The 18,557-nt window shown below is 47.1% G+C and carries 13 protein-coding genes and 1 pseudogene; 6 read left to right on the top strand and 8 right to left on the bottom strand.

Features of this window, described 5'->3' with window-relative positions:
• Positions 1–113 precede the first annotated feature (113 nt).
• Positions 114–1,025, bottom strand: a complete 912-nt coding sequence (gene abnA / locus AC1S8V_RS06205) for an arabinan endo-1,5-alpha-L-arabinosidase AbnA (protein WP_482074410.1) — start codon at positions 1,023–1,025, stop codon at positions 114–116.
• Between the two features lie 397 nt (positions 1,026–1,422).
• Between abnA and AC1S8V_RS06200 the strand changes: the two genes are divergently transcribed.
• The 4 genes and pseudogenes from AC1S8V_RS06200 to AC1S8V_RS06185 form a co-directional block, all read left to right on the top strand.
• The gene (locus AC1S8V_RS06200) at positions 1,423–2,340 is read left to right on the top strand and encodes an ArsR/SmtB family transcription factor (protein WP_482072886.1); all 918 of its coding nucleotides are present in this window, start codon (positions 1,423–1,425) and stop codon (positions 2,338–2,340) included.
• A 270-nt stretch (positions 2,341–2,610) separates the two neighbouring features.
• A complete protein-coding gene (locus AC1S8V_RS06195) occupies positions 2,611–3,528 on the top strand; it encodes a helix-turn-helix transcriptional regulator (protein WP_482072885.1) in 918 nt (305 codons plus the stop codon).
• 83 nt (positions 3,529–3,611) lie between these two features.
• Positions 3,612–4,121 carry a DinB family protein gene (locus tag AC1S8V_RS06190; RefSeq protein ID WP_482072884.1) on the top strand — a complete coding sequence of 170 codons (510 nt, stop codon included), beginning with the start codon at positions 3,612–3,614 and terminating at the stop codon, positions 4,119–4,121.
• Between the two features lie 11 nt (positions 4,122–4,132).
• A pseudogene (locus AC1S8V_RS06185) lies at positions 4,133–4,423 on the top strand (YdeI/OmpD-associated family protein); the annotation flags it as partial.
• Positions 4,424–4,537: 114 nt separating this feature from the next.
• Here AC1S8V_RS06185 and AC1S8V_RS06180 read toward each other — a convergent pair.
• Entirely contained in the window at positions 4,538–5,407 is an 870-nt protein-coding gene (locus tag AC1S8V_RS06180) for a helix-turn-helix domain-containing protein (RefSeq protein ID WP_482072883.1), read from the bottom strand.
• Between the two features lie 165 nt (positions 5,408–5,572).
• Between AC1S8V_RS06180 and AC1S8V_RS06175 the strand changes: the two genes are divergently transcribed.
• Positions 5,573–7,087 carry a glycoside hydrolase family 43 protein gene (locus tag AC1S8V_RS06175; protein ID WP_482074409.1) on the top strand — a complete coding sequence of 505 codons (1,515 nt, stop codon included), beginning with the start codon at positions 5,573–5,575 and terminating at the stop codon, positions 7,085–7,087.
• Positions 7,088–7,385: 298 nt separating this feature from the next.
• A complete protein-coding gene (locus tag AC1S8V_RS06170) occupies positions 7,386–9,686 on the top strand; it encodes a helix-turn-helix domain-containing protein (RefSeq protein ID WP_482072882.1) in 2,301 nt (766 codons plus the stop codon).
• A 156-nt stretch (positions 9,687–9,842) separates the two neighbouring features.
• Here AC1S8V_RS06170 and AC1S8V_RS06165 read toward each other — a convergent pair whose 3' ends face one another.
• From AC1S8V_RS06165 to AC1S8V_RS06140, 6 genes are all read right to left on the bottom strand, one after another.
• Positions 9,843–10,889, bottom strand: a complete 1,047-nt coding sequence (locus AC1S8V_RS06165) for a glycoside hydrolase family 18 protein (RefSeq protein ID WP_482072881.1) — start codon at positions 10,887–10,889, stop codon at positions 9,843–9,845.
• A 5-nt stretch (positions 10,890–10,894) separates the two neighbouring features.
• A complete protein-coding gene (locus AC1S8V_RS06160) occupies positions 10,895–13,531 on the bottom strand; it encodes a transglutaminase domain-containing protein (RefSeq protein WP_482072880.1) in 2,637 nt (878 codons plus the stop codon).
• A 7-nt stretch (positions 13,532–13,538) separates the two neighbouring features.
• Entirely contained in the window at positions 13,539–14,561 is a 1,023-nt protein-coding gene (locus tag AC1S8V_RS06155; protein ID WP_482072879.1) for a carbohydrate-binding family 9-like protein, read from the bottom strand.
• Between the two features lie 63 nt (positions 14,562–14,624).
• A complete protein-coding gene (locus AC1S8V_RS06150) occupies positions 14,625–15,911 on the bottom strand; it encodes an alpha-L-fucosidase (protein WP_482072878.1) in 1,287 nt (428 codons plus the stop codon).
• A gap of 90 nt (positions 15,912–16,001) precedes the next feature.
• On the bottom strand, positions 16,002–17,597 hold the full coding sequence (locus AC1S8V_RS06145; protein WP_482072877.1) for an extracellular solute-binding protein: 1,596 nt from the start codon (positions 17,595–17,597) through the stop codon (positions 16,002–16,004).
• A gap of 41 nt (positions 17,598–17,638) precedes the next feature.
• Complete coding sequence (locus tag AC1S8V_RS06140; RefSeq protein WP_482072876.1) at positions 17,639–18,547, bottom strand: carbohydrate ABC transporter permease; 909 nt, start codon at positions 18,545–18,547, stop codon at positions 17,639–17,641.
• Between the last annotated feature and the right edge of the window lie 10 nt (positions 18,548–18,557).

Genomic DNA, 18,557 nt, shown 5'->3' with positions numbered 1-18,557 from the left:
GATTTGTAACCGTATTCAATTGGATGAAATATGATTTCTGTTGTTAAACTTATCAAATCCAGATCACTTTAGTCAATACTTTTCTAAAACATTTTATATTTATATAAAATAAATTAATACATCGGCCATCCGTTGGCGTCCCACCGCAAGTCATTAATCAGCAATTTCGGATTGCCATTATCCTCTGCATCATAGGCGTGCCGTGCAATGACATTGCCATTGTACACGTCCTGACCACCTGGTCCTTTCCATTTCACATTGCCTGTATCCAGTACCGTTCCGCCGCCATTCAGCATATTCACTCCGTTTTTATCCACATAAGGGCCTGTAATACTGGTCGAACGCCCGTAGACCATTTTGTAGGTACTGTTCACCCCTTGGCAGCAAGAATCGATGGAAGCAAACAGGTAATAGTATCCCCCGCGATACACAACACTTGGTCCTTCAATAGCACCCCCGTTATTCGGACGTGCAGCAATGGAAGTTATACTTCCCGTCGGTTTCATCGTGTTTTTGTCCAGCTTGACAATCTTCAGACCACTCCAGAAAGAACCAAAGGCCAGCCACGGATTACCTGAAGCATCAATGACCAGATTCGGATCAATGGCATTATAATTATTGGCGGTCGTAGTCTGAAGTACCAATCCTTCGTCCTTCCACTGCCCTGCTCCAATGCTGTTCGCAGACGCAAGACCCATCGCAGACCGATTGGAGCCAAAGGTGGAGATAGAGTAATAGAGCCACACTTTTCCGTTATACTGCTCCACGTCCGGTGCCCATACATCCAATCCGCTTTGTCCTGGAACAGCAGAAGCCCACCAGGATGGCTTACTTAAGAAGATTTGTGGAACACGATACCAGGACGATCCATTATCCGATTTCAATACTTGAATGCCCGGGCCAGTGGAAAAGGTGTACCAGGAACTACCCTCTTTGATAATTGATGGATCATGAACAGCGGTATCTCCGGTCAGATTCCAGAACGCCGCCAAAGCTTTTGACTGACCTGCCAGCAGTAATACCATCACAAGTAATGCCGGTAACGCCAACCGTTTCCACTTAAACCTCTTCACATTGCTTAACTTTTCCAAACCGAACTCCACCTTTCCTGATCAAATGGTTAATTAGGTTCATGAAGTAATGAATCATTTTAGGTATAATAGGATTATAAAAGCGGTTACATTACATTTCAATGGTATATTTCAAATATGTGTGAACTGATTAACACTTATTTTAACCGGAATAGTGAACAAAATATAGATTATATTTTCATATTTTCGCTATACACAAGGGTTTTGGCTTCCATTTCTCCGCCCTTCCCTTCCATGAGCGAATGATTTATAATTATCTGAAATAAAACATATAAATGTGCAAATGTCTGTGTCGAAGACTTTGTTCAGAACGGGGAAAGGAAATCCACCTATGATTTATATTAAAGATCTGATGTCGGGTGTGAATATATTCAAAGCGCTCAGTTCGGAAATTCGAATTCAGATCATTGAGCTTTTGGCCAAGAACCAAAGTCTTAATCTCAATGATCTTGCAACCAAGCTCGGGCTCAGTAATGGTGCGATCACAATGCATATCAAGAAGCTTGAGGAAAGTGGTTTGATCGAGATTAACACCGCCGTCGGTAAGCATGGTATTCAGAAGATATGTTATCTCAATGAGGAAAAGTTAATGGTTGATCTGCGTTCACAGGAGATATGCAACCGTTATGAGGTGGAAATTCAGGTAGGGCATTACAGCGATTATCAGGCTGCACCTACATGTGGTCTCGCTACCCGGGACAGCATTGTCGGAGAGTTCGATGATCCGCGTTACTTTGCTGATCCACTGCGAATTGATGCGGAGATGATCTGGCTGGCTGAAGGTTATCTGGAGTATCGGATTCCCAACTATCTCAAGCCTAATCAGTCGTTTAACGAAATTCAGCTGTCGATGGAACTGGGTTCGGAGGCACCTGGCTTTTGTGACAATTACCCTTCGGATATTTATTTCTACATTAATGGTATTGAGATTGGCTGCTGGACGAGTCCGGGGGATTTTGGCAATACACGCGGTACCTTCAACCCGGAATGGTGGCCTCCCCATCTGAATCAGTACGGTATGCTGAAGCTGATTCGGATCACGCGGGAAGGCAGCTATATCGACGGATGCCGCATCTCGGATGTAACGCTGGACGAGATCGGTTTGGATTACAAAAGCGATATTCACTTCCGCATTGCGGTTACCGACGGACCTTTGAACAAACGGGGCTTAACAATCTTCGGCAAGAACTTTGGCAATTACGGACAGAATCTGCTTGCCCGCGTTCTCTATAACGTACAAGAAGAATAGAACCCACTCTGGCTAAACGTTCGAAATAAAGCTCAACAGAGCTGCCAAGATACCTTGTTCCACACAACAATAATGTGCCTTCAGAAAGAGTGCGATCCAGCACTCTTTTTTTGTTGTTCATCCCGGCCTATACCTTGTACAATCATGAGAAAAAAATACACTTGATTATATAAACTTTATTGACCAGTTGTAGTCATCCATCTTGTTCACGATGTCGTGATATAATAATGGCCTGGAATGACAAAATGGAACAACGGGCGGGGATAGCTTTTGAAATTGGAGCGATTAATCTCAATCATATATAAACTGCTGAACCACGAAGTGTTGTCTGCTTCCACCTTGGCAGAAGAGTTTCAGGTGTCCCCAAGAACGATCTATCGGGATATTGATGTGATCTGTGCCGCCGGCTTCCCGGTCATCTCCCATCAGGGACTTAAAGGCGGGTACGGCATGATTGACGGATATAAAATGGATAAGAGCTTGCTCGGTTCTTATGATGTCGATGCCCTGATTACGGTCCTTAGCAGTCTATCCACGGTGTTCGAAGATGCACGTGCACAGGGAACGATTGAACGTCTTCAGACGATTGGACTAGAGCATCAAATCTCAAGTCTATCCGTGGATCTGGAGACTCTCCGAACAGAACCTGATGCCCTTCCTCATCTGCGTAAAGGTATTACGGATCATCAGGTTGTCCGTTTTGACTACATCAATTATAAAAATGAACATACACCCCGCCATCTGGAACCGGTAAGACTTCATTTTAAATATCGTAATTGGTATGTTTATGGATTTTGCCAGACACGGCAGGATTATCGCGAGTTCCGACTGTCCCGAATGATGAACGTGCAACTGACATCGGAACACTTCCAACCCCACCTTGAGCTTCCCCAAGAGACGGTTGTGTCAGATCCGTCATGGCAAGATCAGGTAAGTGATGTGGTATTTCGGGTGAACCCGGAAGCGCTCGCGGAAGCCATGGATCATTTTCAACAAGCAGATAAGCAATTTCACGAGGATGGAAGTATGACGATGCGTATCCAGGTCCATCAGCCGTTACAAGCCAAGTGGTTATGGTCGTTTCTGCTTAGTTTGGGAAGTGGCGCTGAGGTGCTTGAACCAATTGAATTACGAGACATTCTGAAAGAACAACATCGAAACGCACTTAAGCTCTATGAAGAAGTATGACACGCTGTTGTCATACTTCTTTTTTTATAATCATCTCAGTAAGTTAACCCAATCTATCGCCAAATTAAAGGAGACGATCATCAATGAATCATCCGGAACAAATGTATAACTACCACGCATGGGCCAACCAAACGATCCTGGGCAGAATCAAGGAACTGCCCTCTTCTGTACTGAGTCAGGAAGTGAACAGTTCGTTTCCAACCATTGCTCACGCACTCAGCCATATCTACGCAGTAGATAAAATGTGGTACGAGGTATTGAATGGCACCGGTATGCCCGAGGCACTGCAAGCATGTATACTGCTTAATGGTGAGATTCACGGTTCCGTGGATGAGTACATCCAATGTTTTACCGACCTGTCGGCACAATACAGTGAGTGGTTACGAGGCCAAGCTGATCTGGAGCAAACCATTCTACTCGATAATCCATTTGCCGGAGTTCGCAAAACCAGCTTATCGGAAATCGTATTCCATGCGGTTAACCACGGCACCTATCATCGAGGCAATGTTTCTACCATGCTGCGTCAATTGGGGCATGCCTCCATCATGAATGACTATTTTCTCTATTGGTATCAGGAACTGGCTCAAGCATAGTTGACAATCGGATGGAACATATACATTGTATACCCTTGACGTCGAGGGATGAATTGAGAAATTGGTTGCGGACGCATGGAAAAGTCGAGAAATCTTGCTGGGTAATTATAAGCATAAAACCCGTGCCTAATACCCTGCTGTATTTGGACGTGGTTGAGGAGTCGCTGTGCTTTGGCTGGATCGATGGATTCAAAAAGAAAATATCCGAGACTCAATTAGCACAGAGATTGTCGCCTAGAAGGAAACGTAGCTCATGGACTGAATTGAACAAGGAACGTGTCCGTCGTCTTGAGAAATTGGGCTAAAATAAAATGTACGGTCAATGGCATGACAACGGACGGCTTTTGGACTATTGAATGCAGACAGGACCTCCATATAAGGAGGCCCTGTTTTGGTGTTTTATATTCGGGCAGGTATTAATGAGTCTGCCTGTATGTTTTGGGAGACTCGCCAAAGGCTTTCTTGAACTGGCGGGTGAAATAATTACTGTCGTTAAATCCGCATTCATACGAAATTTCCGTAATGGACAGACTCCCGTTTTTCAACAGATGACAAGCCTTTTCCAGACGCAACTTCTGCAGATAAGAGATCGGTGTCATCTGATAATAGGATCGAAAAATCCGATTCAGGTGCCTAATCGAAATATTCGACTTTCCCGCAATGTCCTCCAGCGACAATGGCTCAAGATAATGATCTTCAATATATGAAATGGCATTCGCCAAATGCATCAGATTGTTGCCCCCAATGCCCTTTTCCTGCGTATCATATTGCCTCGACAAATATACAACCATCTCCGTAAGACGTGAGATCAACATGGTCTGATACCCTTGCTGTTTACGATGATATTCCTCAATCATGAACGATATCAGTGATTCTACATACTCCAGACTTGCAATGGATAACGCCAGTTTACTGGGAAATGAGTGGGTATTACGATAAAACGGTTCCAAAACGAACAGCGCCTGAAAGCCATTGGATTTCCTCAGATCGGGCCCAGCCGAAGCAAGCATCTCAGGACTGAACATAATGTTACAGATCCTAAAGTCATGAGGGTCTTTATACGCATGATGGGTGTCGCCATTGATCACAAATACGTTCCCTTTTTTAATGAAAAATTCTTCGGTGTTCACCACATGAGTTGCATGACCATTCAGGACAATCACAAGTTCCGTAAAATCCATATGATTATGAAGCTCCATGTCCTCAACATGTCCACCGTACTGAATGAAAAATGGAAATTGTTGATCTGAAGTAAACCATCTCAAATATGCATTACTCAAAAGCATTCCCCTCCACGAACATTGTTGGGTTGAATGTCTATATCATGCTATTCCAAGACCGAAAAATCAAGGTGCAATATACTTAAAAGCGTTATAATTCGCCTTGTAGCAGGGATTTTCAATGTGTCCAGATTCGTACTAAACTCTCTCAATGAATAGGAGTATAACATGATGAAATATACCAATCCGGTGATTCCGGGTTTTTATCCAGATCCAAGTATCTGTCGTGTAGATGAAGACTATTATCTGGTAACCAGTACATTTGAATACTTCCCGGGTGTGCCGATCTTTCACAGCAAAGACCTTGTGAATTGGCGACAGATCGGCCATGTCCTCACAACAACTGAGCAACTTCCTCTAGCGAATGCAGGCAGCTCTGGCGGTATTTATGCTCCAACACTCAGGTATCATGATGGCTGGTTCTATATGACAACGACCAATGTAAGCGGCGGCGGAAATCTGTATGTACGCAGCACCCAACCCGAGGGACCATGGTCTGCTCCAATTTTTGTTGATCAAAATGGTATAGATCCCTCTTTTCTATTTGATGAAGATGGTCGTGTGTATTTTCAAACTGCCTGTAATAGGGATGAGGGCGAGGGCATCTATCAGTGCGAGATAGACATCACGACCGGAGCCAGACTAACCGATAGCCGATTGATCTGGACCGGAACCGGAGGAGCAGCCCCCGAGGCTCCCCATCTGTACAAAATAAACGACTTCTACTATTTGATGATCGCCGAAGGTGGAACCGAGTATGGTCATATGGAGACCATTGCTCGGAGTACAGATCCATATGGACCATTTGATCCGTGTCCTCATAATCCGATTCTGTCCAATCGAAGCATGAAATCCAGTATCCATGCAACTGGTCATGCAGACCTTGTCCAGATCCAGGATGGAAGCTGGTGGGCCGTATGTCTTGGCCTTCGTCCAGCAGGCTACCCCATGCGGCACCATCTGGGACGTGAAACCTTCCTGGCACCTGTCACTTGGTCGGATGACGGTTGGCCGATGATCGGTGTGGACGGACATATTGAGCCGGAGATGACCGGACCTTCGTTGCCTGAGCACCTTTGGTCACCCCGGGCTATCCGGGATCATTTTGACGAACCAACATTGGACATGAACTGGATCTTCTTGCGGAACCCGGGTCCGGATAGTTGGACGCTTACTGAAAATCCCGGGCAACTCATCCTGCGTGGTCATCCGATTTCGCTCAATGATGGAGGAAATCCCGCCTTTGTCGGGCGTCGCTTGAGCCATTTCTTATGCAACATGGCAGCCGAGCTGCTTTATGAGCCAGGTGCGAGAGGCGGCGAAGCTGGATTAACTGTATTCATGAATGATAAATATCATTACGACTTGGCTGTAACACAGATCGACGGCCAAAATAAAATTATACTGCGGCGAACTGTTGGCTCTCTACGAACTGAACAGATTCTTGACTGTGAGAAGGGTCCCGTTGTTCTACAGATCAAAGCCGACCGTAATCACTTTACGTTCCTCTACCAGCTAGGTTCATCCGATGCCATCGAAGTGGGTTCAGGAGAAACACATCTGTTATCTACCGAAGTAGCAAGTGGTTTCACAGGTGTGATGATAGCCATGTATGCCTATGATCCATCGGGGGGACGTACTCCTGCAAGTTTCAATTGGTTCGACTATGAACCTCTGGAAGAATAATCGTTTTAACTCCTAAATTAATATTTGCTCAACTATAATTATCCCCTTAAAGTAGATACTCTTTGAAAAGCCTTATGTGGTAGCATAAGGAAATGAGTAAACTTCGAGGGGATTTTGCTATAGCTATACCTTTCTCTATGATTGCTCTGAAATTTATAAAAGATCCATTGCTTTATTAGAGAAGTTCTCCTAGTATTTTTAGTAGGTACACCCCGTATCTCGCATCATGGCAATAGCTTTACTGTCCTTATGAGAGCGCTATCGCTGCAGCACGAAAGAAAAATGGGAGGTTGCAGATATGAAATGGAATCACTTCAAGTCCAAGCTTCTGCTTAAGTACACATTTTCCTATATTTCCATCTTCCTTATACCTCTTGTTATTTTAACCATCATTATTTACCACAATGCTGTGGACACGCTCCGTTCAGAGATTGAACAGACCAATGTCAACCAGCTCACTCAAGCCAAAACTGTCATTGATGATCGTATGAAGGAATTACAGGACATCGCGTTTCGTATCGCCTACGATGAGCAGTTAACGCGGTATTGGACCCACCATCCGTACTATAGCCGAGAATCGATTGGAGCATTGGTCAAATACAAAGCCACCAGTTCCATTATCGATGAGCTGTTCCTCTTCTTCCGTGGAGATGACAGCATCTACTCTTCTCAAGGTTCTGAGAATCTGGATGTATTCACGGGCCGCTACAAATTTAATACATGGAACGAAACAGACATGATCCGGGATTTGAATAGCGTGCAGTTCCCCACGATCCGACCGGCGGAACAAGTCGTTCAAGGAACCAAAATACCCAATTCCATGCTGGCCTACCTTGTACCGATTGCACCTAACAATACGCCCGCCCACGGAACCGTCATGTACCTGATTCACGAATCCAATCTGACCGGCTTGATCGATTCCATCCTCAGCGACTATCACGGGATGACTTATATTTTTGATAATTACGGGCAAGTTCTGGCAGCCAATTACAAAGGAGAAATTATTACTGGACAGGAAGTCAGCGCTCTGTTTGCTCTTGAGCCCGGAACGCACAGCATCTCCTTAAATCAAGAACCACATTCGGTTGTATCCGTTAAATCGGATGCGGGCTGGACCTATGTTACCGCTATGCCAAGCAACCAGTTTTTCAGCCGAATTGTCCATATTCGCACCTTTATTATCCTTGTTTTCTCCTTCGTGGTGACGATGGGCACCATGCTTGCCATCATGTTGGCCCGGAGACAATACCATCCGATTTCAGACTTGATGGAGTTCATTCGGTTGAAGAATGATTCTAATACGTCCTCAACCATCAACGAGCTGGAATGGATCAAGAAAACACTACATGATTACAGTCAGCGCGTAGATCTTCAGGAGCCCTATGCCCGCAATCATATTTTACTTATGTTGCTGAAACACGGCCATACCGGAGATTTCCCCTCTGAATTTACGGACAAGCTTGGCATACGCTTCAACCTATCCCATTATTTTGTCATGATCATGGGTTGGGAAATGCGTGCTTTTCCTAACGGTGATACCCCCGAGCAACCTACTGTCATGCAGCTGATGAATGATGTGGAGCTGCCGGAGTTGTCCGCTTATGCTTACGGCGTGGAGCTGCCACAGGCAGACCAATTGGCCCTTATCGTAGGATTCGATGCCGAAATTGGGCATGAAGGTAGCCTGAATACCCGTATGGAGCCTATCGTTGAAAAACTGCAATGGATGGTGATAGAACATACCGGGGGCGCGCCCGCAATCGGGATAGGCAATCGGTACACTTATCCGAAACAGCTGAATCAGTCCTACATCGAGGCATCGACCGCTCTGGAAGCATCGATGCTGCATGGACAGGGCAGCAGTACCTTCTTCAACGCCCTTTCCGGTTCCAGTGCACAGGATGCTTCCTTCTGGGTCCCTAAGGATGTGTTATTAAAGCTGGTTCAAAGCTTAAAACAGGGTAGCTATGATGTGGCAGTTCAGATGGTATCAACTGCCCTGAATACCCTGAAATCCGAAATGCCATCTGTACCGTTGCTGCGTTGCATCTGCTTTGATATTCTGAATACCATGCTAAAAACCGCCTCGGAGCTTGGAATCCATCATGTGGTTGATCAACTTCCAAGGATCACTTCCTACGACTCGTTGGAGGATTTGGAGAAAAAACTGACAGGCCTTGCCGCCGAAATCTGCGCCCATGTCGAGGCGAAGAGTGAGACGGAAGAAAGTTCCCTGATGGATGAAATCGTTGCTTATATCGATGCCAATTTCTCTGATTATGATCTCAGTTTAGGTACGATTTCATCGAATTTCACGATCTCTTCATCGTATTTCAGTCGTTCTTTCAAAGAAAAGATCGGCATGAATTTCACCCAATATATCTGGCAGAAACGGATGGATGAGGTCATTCGACTACTGCTGCATACTACCGATCCGTTAAAAGATATCATCACGCGCGTCGGTTACCTGGATACACCAAACTTCATCCGCAAATTCAAAAAAGAGACGGGTTATACCCCAGGGCAATACCGTAAAATGCACCGTCCCAACGGCTCCGCCGATTCCCCTGATGATGATGACGAGGAATGTATTGGATAAAGGGAGAGAGCGAATAACATGTGCCAGATTCATTAGACCAAAATAACGCAAACAAGGGGCTGTCCTATACGTCATGCTCATGACGTATAGGACGGCCCCTTCGTATGTTTTTTAGTCCATATACATAATCGATCCGTCGGCTCCGACGTGCTTATCCTATTTCCCAGTCGGAAAATTTTGAAGCCCTTGATGCACTGCACCCAGCAAACGGTGGGTCGGATCACAGCCGTACTCCCAGAACATGATCCCGGCCAGACCTTGATCCTTTACGTAATCACATTTGCATTGGATCGATTCTTCATCATCATAAGATATAAGGCTGGACCCATTAAACAAAAACGGTGCACAGGCTTCTTCATCCCAATAACGGATGTATCCATCCTTGTTGATGTACTTCGCTTCCAGCTCTGCAAATGAAGGACCATAGCCGCCTGTGCTGCCAGCCATTTGATGGAGCCCGTGGTTTCGGTCAGGAACCTCAGTCCAGATCCGGGAATAGAACGCAGCACCGATCACAATTTTCTCCCTCGGAACGCCGGCTCGAACAAACAGGTTCACGGAAGCATCCGCACTGATTCGAAACAGATCTCCTGTTGGCGTGTACAGATTCGTGTGATGTCCGGTTAGAACCTGAAAACCACCTCGCATATCATAGGTCATCAACTGGACGTAGTCCAGATACTGATGCACCTCATCCATCTCTGTACCGTCTACATAGTATTGGTCAGCCCCTGCCGCAATGGTGAGCAGATAATGACGGCCATCCTCGGCTCCCTTGGCATCCAGTGTCTCCCGGATCGTCTTGAGTAGCAAGGTGAAATTCCGTTTATCATCAGGACTGGATGCGATACCAGCTTCACCATAACAAGGATACTCCCAGTCCAGATCAATCCCGTCAAAAGGGAATTCCTCCAACACCCGGACTGCCGATGCGGCCATGGTGTCCCTCCCCGCCTGGGTTGAGGCGGCCTCGGAGAAACCGCCAGCGCTCCATCCGCCAACAGACAGCATCACCGTAAGATTCGGATGCTCCCGCTTCATAGTCTGGATAACGTGACCGTTCTTTAAATGCTCGGTGGTGATTTCATCATTCTTGACATGTCCGAAGGCTACGTTCAGATGTGTTAACTTCAACAGATCCTCATGTGTCATATCGGGGAGAACTGAATCAACGGCATAACCCACAGCAATATATTTCGTCACTCTCTTCACTCCGCTCCGTTCGATGATTGAGATATCGCAGCAGCAATCTGCAGGACTTCCTTCCCGGTACCAATCTTGTACCCGGAAGCCGAATAACGAACTTGATGCTGAGTATCCAGCACGAACAGATGCGGATAGCCCGCTTCGTTAGCTGCAGGCTTCGAAATGAAACCGGACAAGGAAGCATAACTGGAATCTCGTACAAAAACCGTGCGCACAGGCAGCTTTGGATAACCAACAGGATCAAAGGAAGCGTTCCATTCTGCATCTCCGATTATGAGTACAATTGGCATATCCAGCTTACTCAGCGGCTCAGCGAGTTCGCACAGCTCCCGAATCAGATGCTTGGTCGGTTCCCGCTCCGGTTCAATCCAGGCAGCAATGGCACCCTCCGATCCCAGAAGTTCCTTCATTTCAACCTCTGAACCATCCAGACGGGTCAGTACACTGCCTGGTGCCAGTTTACCAAGTACAGGAATATCAATCTCAGTCTCGCGATAAGACAATACAACCTCAGTGGTATCTCCGGCGCGCACGGTAAAGTAAACGAATCGTACTTTTGCCGTTCCATCTTTCAGACGAATGCCTGTCGTTAAGCGATAAGCGCCTGCCTCAACCTCATATGGCTTGCTATAGACATCCGTACTGCCATAAGGATAAATCAACGTCTTGTAGACGCCATCTTCCAGACGGGCAAACGTAAAGTTCTCGAAATAAGATGCTTCAGGTGTATCCTGCGAAGCTTTTATATCCCTATGAAGTTGGATCATTCCCCAGCTTGTGCTCTCCTGAGTTTGAGGTGGTGAGGTGAGACTGAACACTACATCCTCCCAGCCGCTGTCACTTAGATACTGTGACTTCTGCGTGCTCGGATGTAATCGTGCCGGAATACCTAAACTGCGACATACAGCCACAAACAAAATATCCAGCGACTGAGAGTCCCCCTTCATCAGACTAAATGTCCCGATCGGATTCCCTTTACCTTTTAGATTAGGGAGATCTTCATAATATTCGTACTGCTGTTCCAGCATTCGGGCAAGCGTCGCTGGATTTTCCCTGAACGCCGCTGCCTCGTCCGCCGAAAAGGCATTCTGGAATACGCCTCGATAAGGGAGCAGCATTTCGTAGGAAATCCGCGGGCACAAGATGTAGCTCACGAACGTTTCTTCCGCCCATGATCCTTTTTGCGAGAGCGTACCAATCAGATGATCGTCCAGCGTCTGGCGAAAGGTATCAATTAAATCTTTTTCATTCATTGACTCCAACAACCGGAGTGGCCACTCACCGTATGGATTGGAGCACTCCTCTAGGAAAGCTGCAATTTCACGGCTGTTACCCCGTGCCTTCTGGAGAATATCCCATACACGCACCGAGGGCAATCCAACCCCTTTAGCCAGTGTGACAGCCTCCTCCTCACTCAGGAAGGTGTCCTCGTACCCGGCACGGGTCTGCGCCCCTTCCTCAAGACGACGATTATGAATCTCAATCTTCTCTTCAGGTAACGCAACCACGACCTCCCCCTCCCCTTCCGGCGGAGGAACCATATCAAAATCTGCGATCCCTGTGGGCTGCTCTGACGAGTCCAGCACAAGCTCTACAAGCTCGTTTGCCTGAGCCTTGAATAGGATTTCACTCCACTTGCCGCCGCTGACCGCACGAATCAAAAGGTCGCCAAAGCCTGTCTTAAAAGCAGCTTTCCCTTGTACATCCGTCCTGATTTCGGCAATCGGATAGAATTCAGCCGAATTGTACAGCTCAAAGCGGACACTCGCTCCGGGTACGGGCTCTCCCTGCTCATTTTTCACCTTCACACTAATGACCCGCGTCGGCGCATAGTTCTCAAGCAAATTAATTTCCGTAAATCCCTTCTCGGAGAGCGTTATATCCTCCGGTCCGGGATAGTCGGCATAGATCCTCGTATTAATCAACATGGCTCTGCGGGCTGGCGGGCTGAACCACCCTTGATTCAGACGGGCTTCCGGCTCGCATGCCCCGATGTAGTACCATTGACCATCTGACCAGGCTTCTACCCAGGCATGATTACTGTCACAGTGAGCCCAGCGCGGTGTGTAGACCTGACGGGCAGGTATGCCGATGCTGCGAAGAGCGGCCACCGCCAGCGTGGATTCTTCGCCGCATCGACCACGAGCATTCCGGATCATCGTTAGCGGCGATATGGTTCTCAGATCGCTGCCGATATAGGTCGCTTTCTCATGACACCAGTAATTGGTCTCCAGTATGGCATCGGCCATGGATAACTTTGCTGTCCGCTCGGCTAATTCGTCATATATCAACCCGCGGAAATCTTCAATATTTTCCGTGTTTATCCGATAAGGCAACACAAAATGAAGGAACAGATGATCTGGGACACGATCTCCCCAAGGGACACGTTTGCGGATATCCAAGGCCCGGCGTACATGGCTCAAGAACAGGTCCCCATCATAATCAGCCAAGTCATTTACAGGCATGTAAGCATAGATATACTTCAATGCCCATGTTTCTTCTTCCGTTAGGTCCTGTTGAAAAATATGAAACAACTCCGATTTGCGAGCCTCTGCAAAACGTACCTTCTCCTGGAACTGCTGCTCGATCCTCTCCAATGACTGTACATCAAGGGAAAATACCAAGGTTTGGCTGGTCATTGTACTCTCACTCCTTCCACAGCTTGCCGTCTTCCCGAATACAGATTAAGGCTGTGCCATCCGACGAAGGCGCAGTAATCTGGAACAGGCTGCGAGTCGTTTCAATTACAGGCTCACAGCTCCACGATTCCTCACCCATAAGCAGCTTCACATCCTGTGTAAATTCACCATGCATTTCATAATAATTGCGTTCACGGTAATAGAGCCTGCGAAGCTCCCATTTGATTCGTTCGTCTTCCGGCAACTCAAACGACTGATCCGTTCCGTCATCCGAGAATACAACATAACCCCACAGCTCCGGGTAATGCATGTTGATAATACCCATGGGTGACCAAACCCAGTTGTCTTCCGGATAAGGTTTGCCCGTCTCTGGATTCAGCACCTTGCGGTACTCATCGTCTTGCACCTCGGTTTGCCACTCCACGCGCGAAAAGTTGACGCGCCAGAACTCACCCGGCGCAGGTGGACGGTTTCCTTCGGCGCACTCCTTTAGACTGGTCCAGGGAATTGCGACTTCCACGCTCCATTTCCGGTTATCAGCGCCAGGTCTGTTCAGTTCCCCATCGATATATACGGCCGTCTTGAGACCGCTGATATCCCAACCGTTGACCGGAGGTCCGCCATCCCGATATGGCTTCACCAATAGCAGGTCCCATACCGTATTAAGCGCATTGATCTCGAACTCATAATATTGATGGGAATCCCCATCGGGATCGATAAAAATCTCAAAGTCATTGTCATAGAAAATAACGGAATCACGCTCGGTCAACGTAGCCCAGATCTGATCTTCAATCAGTTCGGCAGCAAAGTAGAAATAGTCGTCATCCCACAGCATTTTTACACGCGTCTGTTTCCCGGGCTTCGGACGAAGATCCCCTTCGATATCAACGAAATCATCTGTCCAATGGGCCGCATCCCAAAATACCTTATCCACACGGCCGTCTAACACCAGTGGTTCCTGCGCACGCTTGCATATATAATGTTTGGGAGCATACTCAATCCTGGGTTCTGGCACTCCACTTCTGTTCATGTCGCTCTCTCCAATTCGTAAGGGAGGGCATGCATCTATCGGCACACGCCCTCCCCGTAATGGTTAGTTATGGGTGACAACGGCTCCAGAGCCGCCGTACATTTCCAGCTCCTCATCGAATTCGAGCTTAAGAACGGTCACCTGTTCATGCGTGTCCTCCGGGGTCATCTTGATCCACGTTGTCCCCGGGATATTGAACCAAGGCACACCCCCATGAATCTCATGATTAAGCTCTTTGCCCGAATGCAGCACGGTTATCTTCTTGATCTGATTACAAAGACCCTTGATGCACACATTCTCTTTTGGATCGTCATACACGAATAGGTACAATATCTTTCTGTCCTCAGATACCGTGCTTCCCCCAAAATAATAGCGAGGCATAATACCTTCACTCGTTCCAAAGACAGCCTCCTCATGGGTTCGAATCCATGCTCCCAGCCCAAGCAGAATATCTTCCTGCCTCTGATCGATGGTGCCATCTTCGCGCGGGCCGATATCCAGCAACATATTGCCGCCCATCGAAATACAGTCACAGAACATTCGAATGATCTGATTCAGCGATTTATATTTATGATCTGTCGGCACATAACCCCAAGATGTGTTGATCGTGGTACAGAACTCCCAGGGTCCCTCCGGTCTTGTAATCGGAATGCCCTGCTCTGGCGTCTTGTAATCCCCATAACCCTGCAGACGGGAGTTGATGATGATATCCGGGTTAAAAGATTGCAAATAATGCTTGAACTCCGGCAGATTCCACTGCTGGGCACTCCGTTCCCAATCGCCATCAAACCATAGCAGATCCACCTTTCCATAATTCGTCAAAATCTCACCCAGCTGATGGTTATTAAATTGCAGGAACTTCTGCCACTTTTCCTGATCCTGAACGCCGTCCACAGGACTTGAATGCGGGTTGACCCTGCTGAGATCCTCCGGTACTTTTCCGCCTTCATATACACTGGGATAATCCGGGTGCGACCAATCGATCAGCGAGAAATACATCCCCAGATGAATGCCCTTTTCCCGAATCGCTTCCGCATATTCCTTCACAATGTCCCGATTCGCCGGTGTCTGTTTGACAACATTGAGATCGCTATATTGCGTATCCCATAGAGCAACGCCATCATGATGCTTCGTTGTCAATACGGCATACCGGGCACCAGACTTCTCAATCAAGTCCGCCCACTTCTCCGCATTGAATTCCGATGCTGTAAAACCATCCAACTGCTTCATATATTCTTCATAGGATATCCTGCCATTATAGAAGGACCAGGATTCCGCAACCCCGTCCACCGCATAGATGCCATAGTGGATGAATATCCCCAGTTTGGCTTCTTCAAACCATTTCTGCATACCTGTCCACACCTCCCCCGAGAATTCGGCGAATAGTCAGTCAATGAAGCTAACTGTTGTCTTTCTGTATGGGATGTACCTCGATAGGCTTTATTTCCCCGAATTCCAGCGGTCATATGCCCCCTGATACAGTTCGATGATACGGTCACTGCCCATTTTCTTCATCTGTGCAATGTACTTATCCCAGTTCTCAAGTGGTTCCTGGCCGGTCACAAACTTTGCTTCCATCTGTTTAACGTACGTATCCAGGTCAGACAATAGAGCGGTTGCTTCGCTTTGCTCTTCATTCGTCAAATAAACGTTAGGAAATGGAGCTTTTCCGATAGGTACCAACTTCTCTTGATTCTGCTGGTCAATCCACTCATCAAATTCGGTGCGAAGACCCTTCGCTACATCCGGATCATTAATACCCGGTGTCAAGATACCAAAATTCGGCGTGATTTTACCGCGGTATTCCTCACGATCCCCACCTCCGGGAACGGGGAGCCACTCTTTAACGTGATTTTCCTTGTCTTTGAATTTCCACAGCACACCTTCCGGACCTTGATTGAACAGTGTCGCACCTTCATAGCTGTATAAGTAATCGATCCATCGCATCGTCGCCTCGGGTGACGGGTTGCTGCTTGTAATAGCAAAGGTACCGCGAGCCGACATGCCCGGATGCTTGCCGTATACCGGAGAGTCTACCACCTCGCTCTTCACTGGTGTCATCAGCGGATGATCCGTGCCAGGTTCACCACCGAGCGTGAAGTATGGATGGTAATCGTTGAACAGTGCAAGTTTGTTGCTTTCACCTTTTGCTTTTTTCTGATCACCTGTTTGAGAGAAGGTCTCATGATCAAGCAAGTCTTCCTTCCACAAGCGGTTCATGAATGTAAGATAACCTTTGTAACCTTCTTCTTGATAAGGGTAGTGAACTTTACCGTCCTTATCGGAATAGATGCCTTCGTTGTACATTCCCCAAAAGCCGAAGAAAAACATGCGAAGATCATCCAGTTTTACAGAAGTAAGCGGAATTTCATCTTGTTGGCCATTGCCATTAGGATCTTCTTCTTTTACACGCTTGAGATACGTATACAATTCTTCCGTAGTCTTAGGCTCTTCTACGTTAAGTGCTTTCAAGAATTCCCCGTTGTACCACATTGGGCCTCTATACCACACGGCCGCTTTATCAATGAATGGGAGTGCATACATATGCCCATCAGGTGTTGTAAATGATTTACGGACATCCGGATTCTCATCGAGAATCTTTTTGATATTCGGGGCATAACCTTCGTCAATGTATTTTTCCAACGGGATCAGGATGCCCTGGCTGCCATAAGTCACCTGTTCGGCTGGCTTGAGGTCCGCAGCATAGAACATATCTGGCAAGTCTCCGCTCGCGAAAACCAGATTTTTCTTCGTTTCAAAGCTGTCGATCGGTGAAAGCTGGTATTCCAGCTTGATGCCCGACAGTTTCTCCATTTCTTGCAGCACAGGCATCGTGCTCCAGTCGGCTACGCCCGCATCCTGGGACATGACCTTCAACGTTAGCGTTTTGTCTACAATGGGGAAACCTTCTTTTTTGACCCCCTCTACTTTGGAGGTCGTGCTTCCGTCTTCATTGGTTGAACCACAAGCTGCAAGCAATGTTGCGAATAAGGTGAGACAGAGTGTAATGGATGAAGCCTTGCGAAGCTTTTTCATGACAACAACTCCCCTTGTTTAATGTGGTATATGGATTAAGATCATCCCTTAACGGAACCGATCATAACACCCTGTACAAAGTAACGCTGGAGGAATGGATACACCGCAATGACCGGTAGGGTGGCAACAATAATGACAGCATATTTGACCAGCGCAGCGATCTCCGCTTTGGTATTCATCGCCGTTGCCGCAGAGGTATCAATCGCTCCCCCTCCTTGAGCCGCCATTTCCTGAAGCACCAGAATCTGGCGTAGAAAGAGCTGCAACGGGTACTTGGAGGAATCATTCAGATAGATCATGGCACTGAAATAGCTGTTCCAGTGTCCAACTCCGTAAAAGAGTGCCATAACAGCAATGATTGGCATGGAAAGCGGGAGCACAATCTTGATGAACAACCGGGTGTTGGTACACCCATCAATATGCGCCGCTTCCTGTAACTCCTTGGGAATGGTCGATTGGAAGAACGTCCGGCATACGATAATATTCCAGATGGATGCAGCTCCAGGCAAAATAAGTGCCCACATGCTGTTCACCATACCAAGATCCTTGACCAGCAGGTAACTTGGGACAAGCCCTCCGCCGAAGAACATCGTTACCATAAACATCGCCATGAAGAATCCGCGTCCCACAAAGTCCGAGCGGCTGAGCGCATAGGCTGCCGGTAGTGTAACAATCAAGTTAACGATGGTACCTACAACGGTATATATGATCGTATTTTTGTACCCAATCCAGATGTTGGTGTTCTCAAACACCCGGGCATAACCTTCAAACGTAATGCCTTTCGGAAGCAGCCACATCTCACCGGAGGCTACATATTTGGGATCACTGATTGAAGCACTGATGATGTATAACAGCGGATACAGCACAATGACGAGCGCTACCGTCAGATAGATGTAATTGCACAATAAGAACAATTTATCACTTCTGCTTTCTTTCACTGCGGATGACATGTGTATTCCC

This window comes from Paenibacillus sp. B46(2026), assembly GCF_056786355.1.
This window is presented reverse-complemented; position numbering and strand designations above follow the sequence as displayed.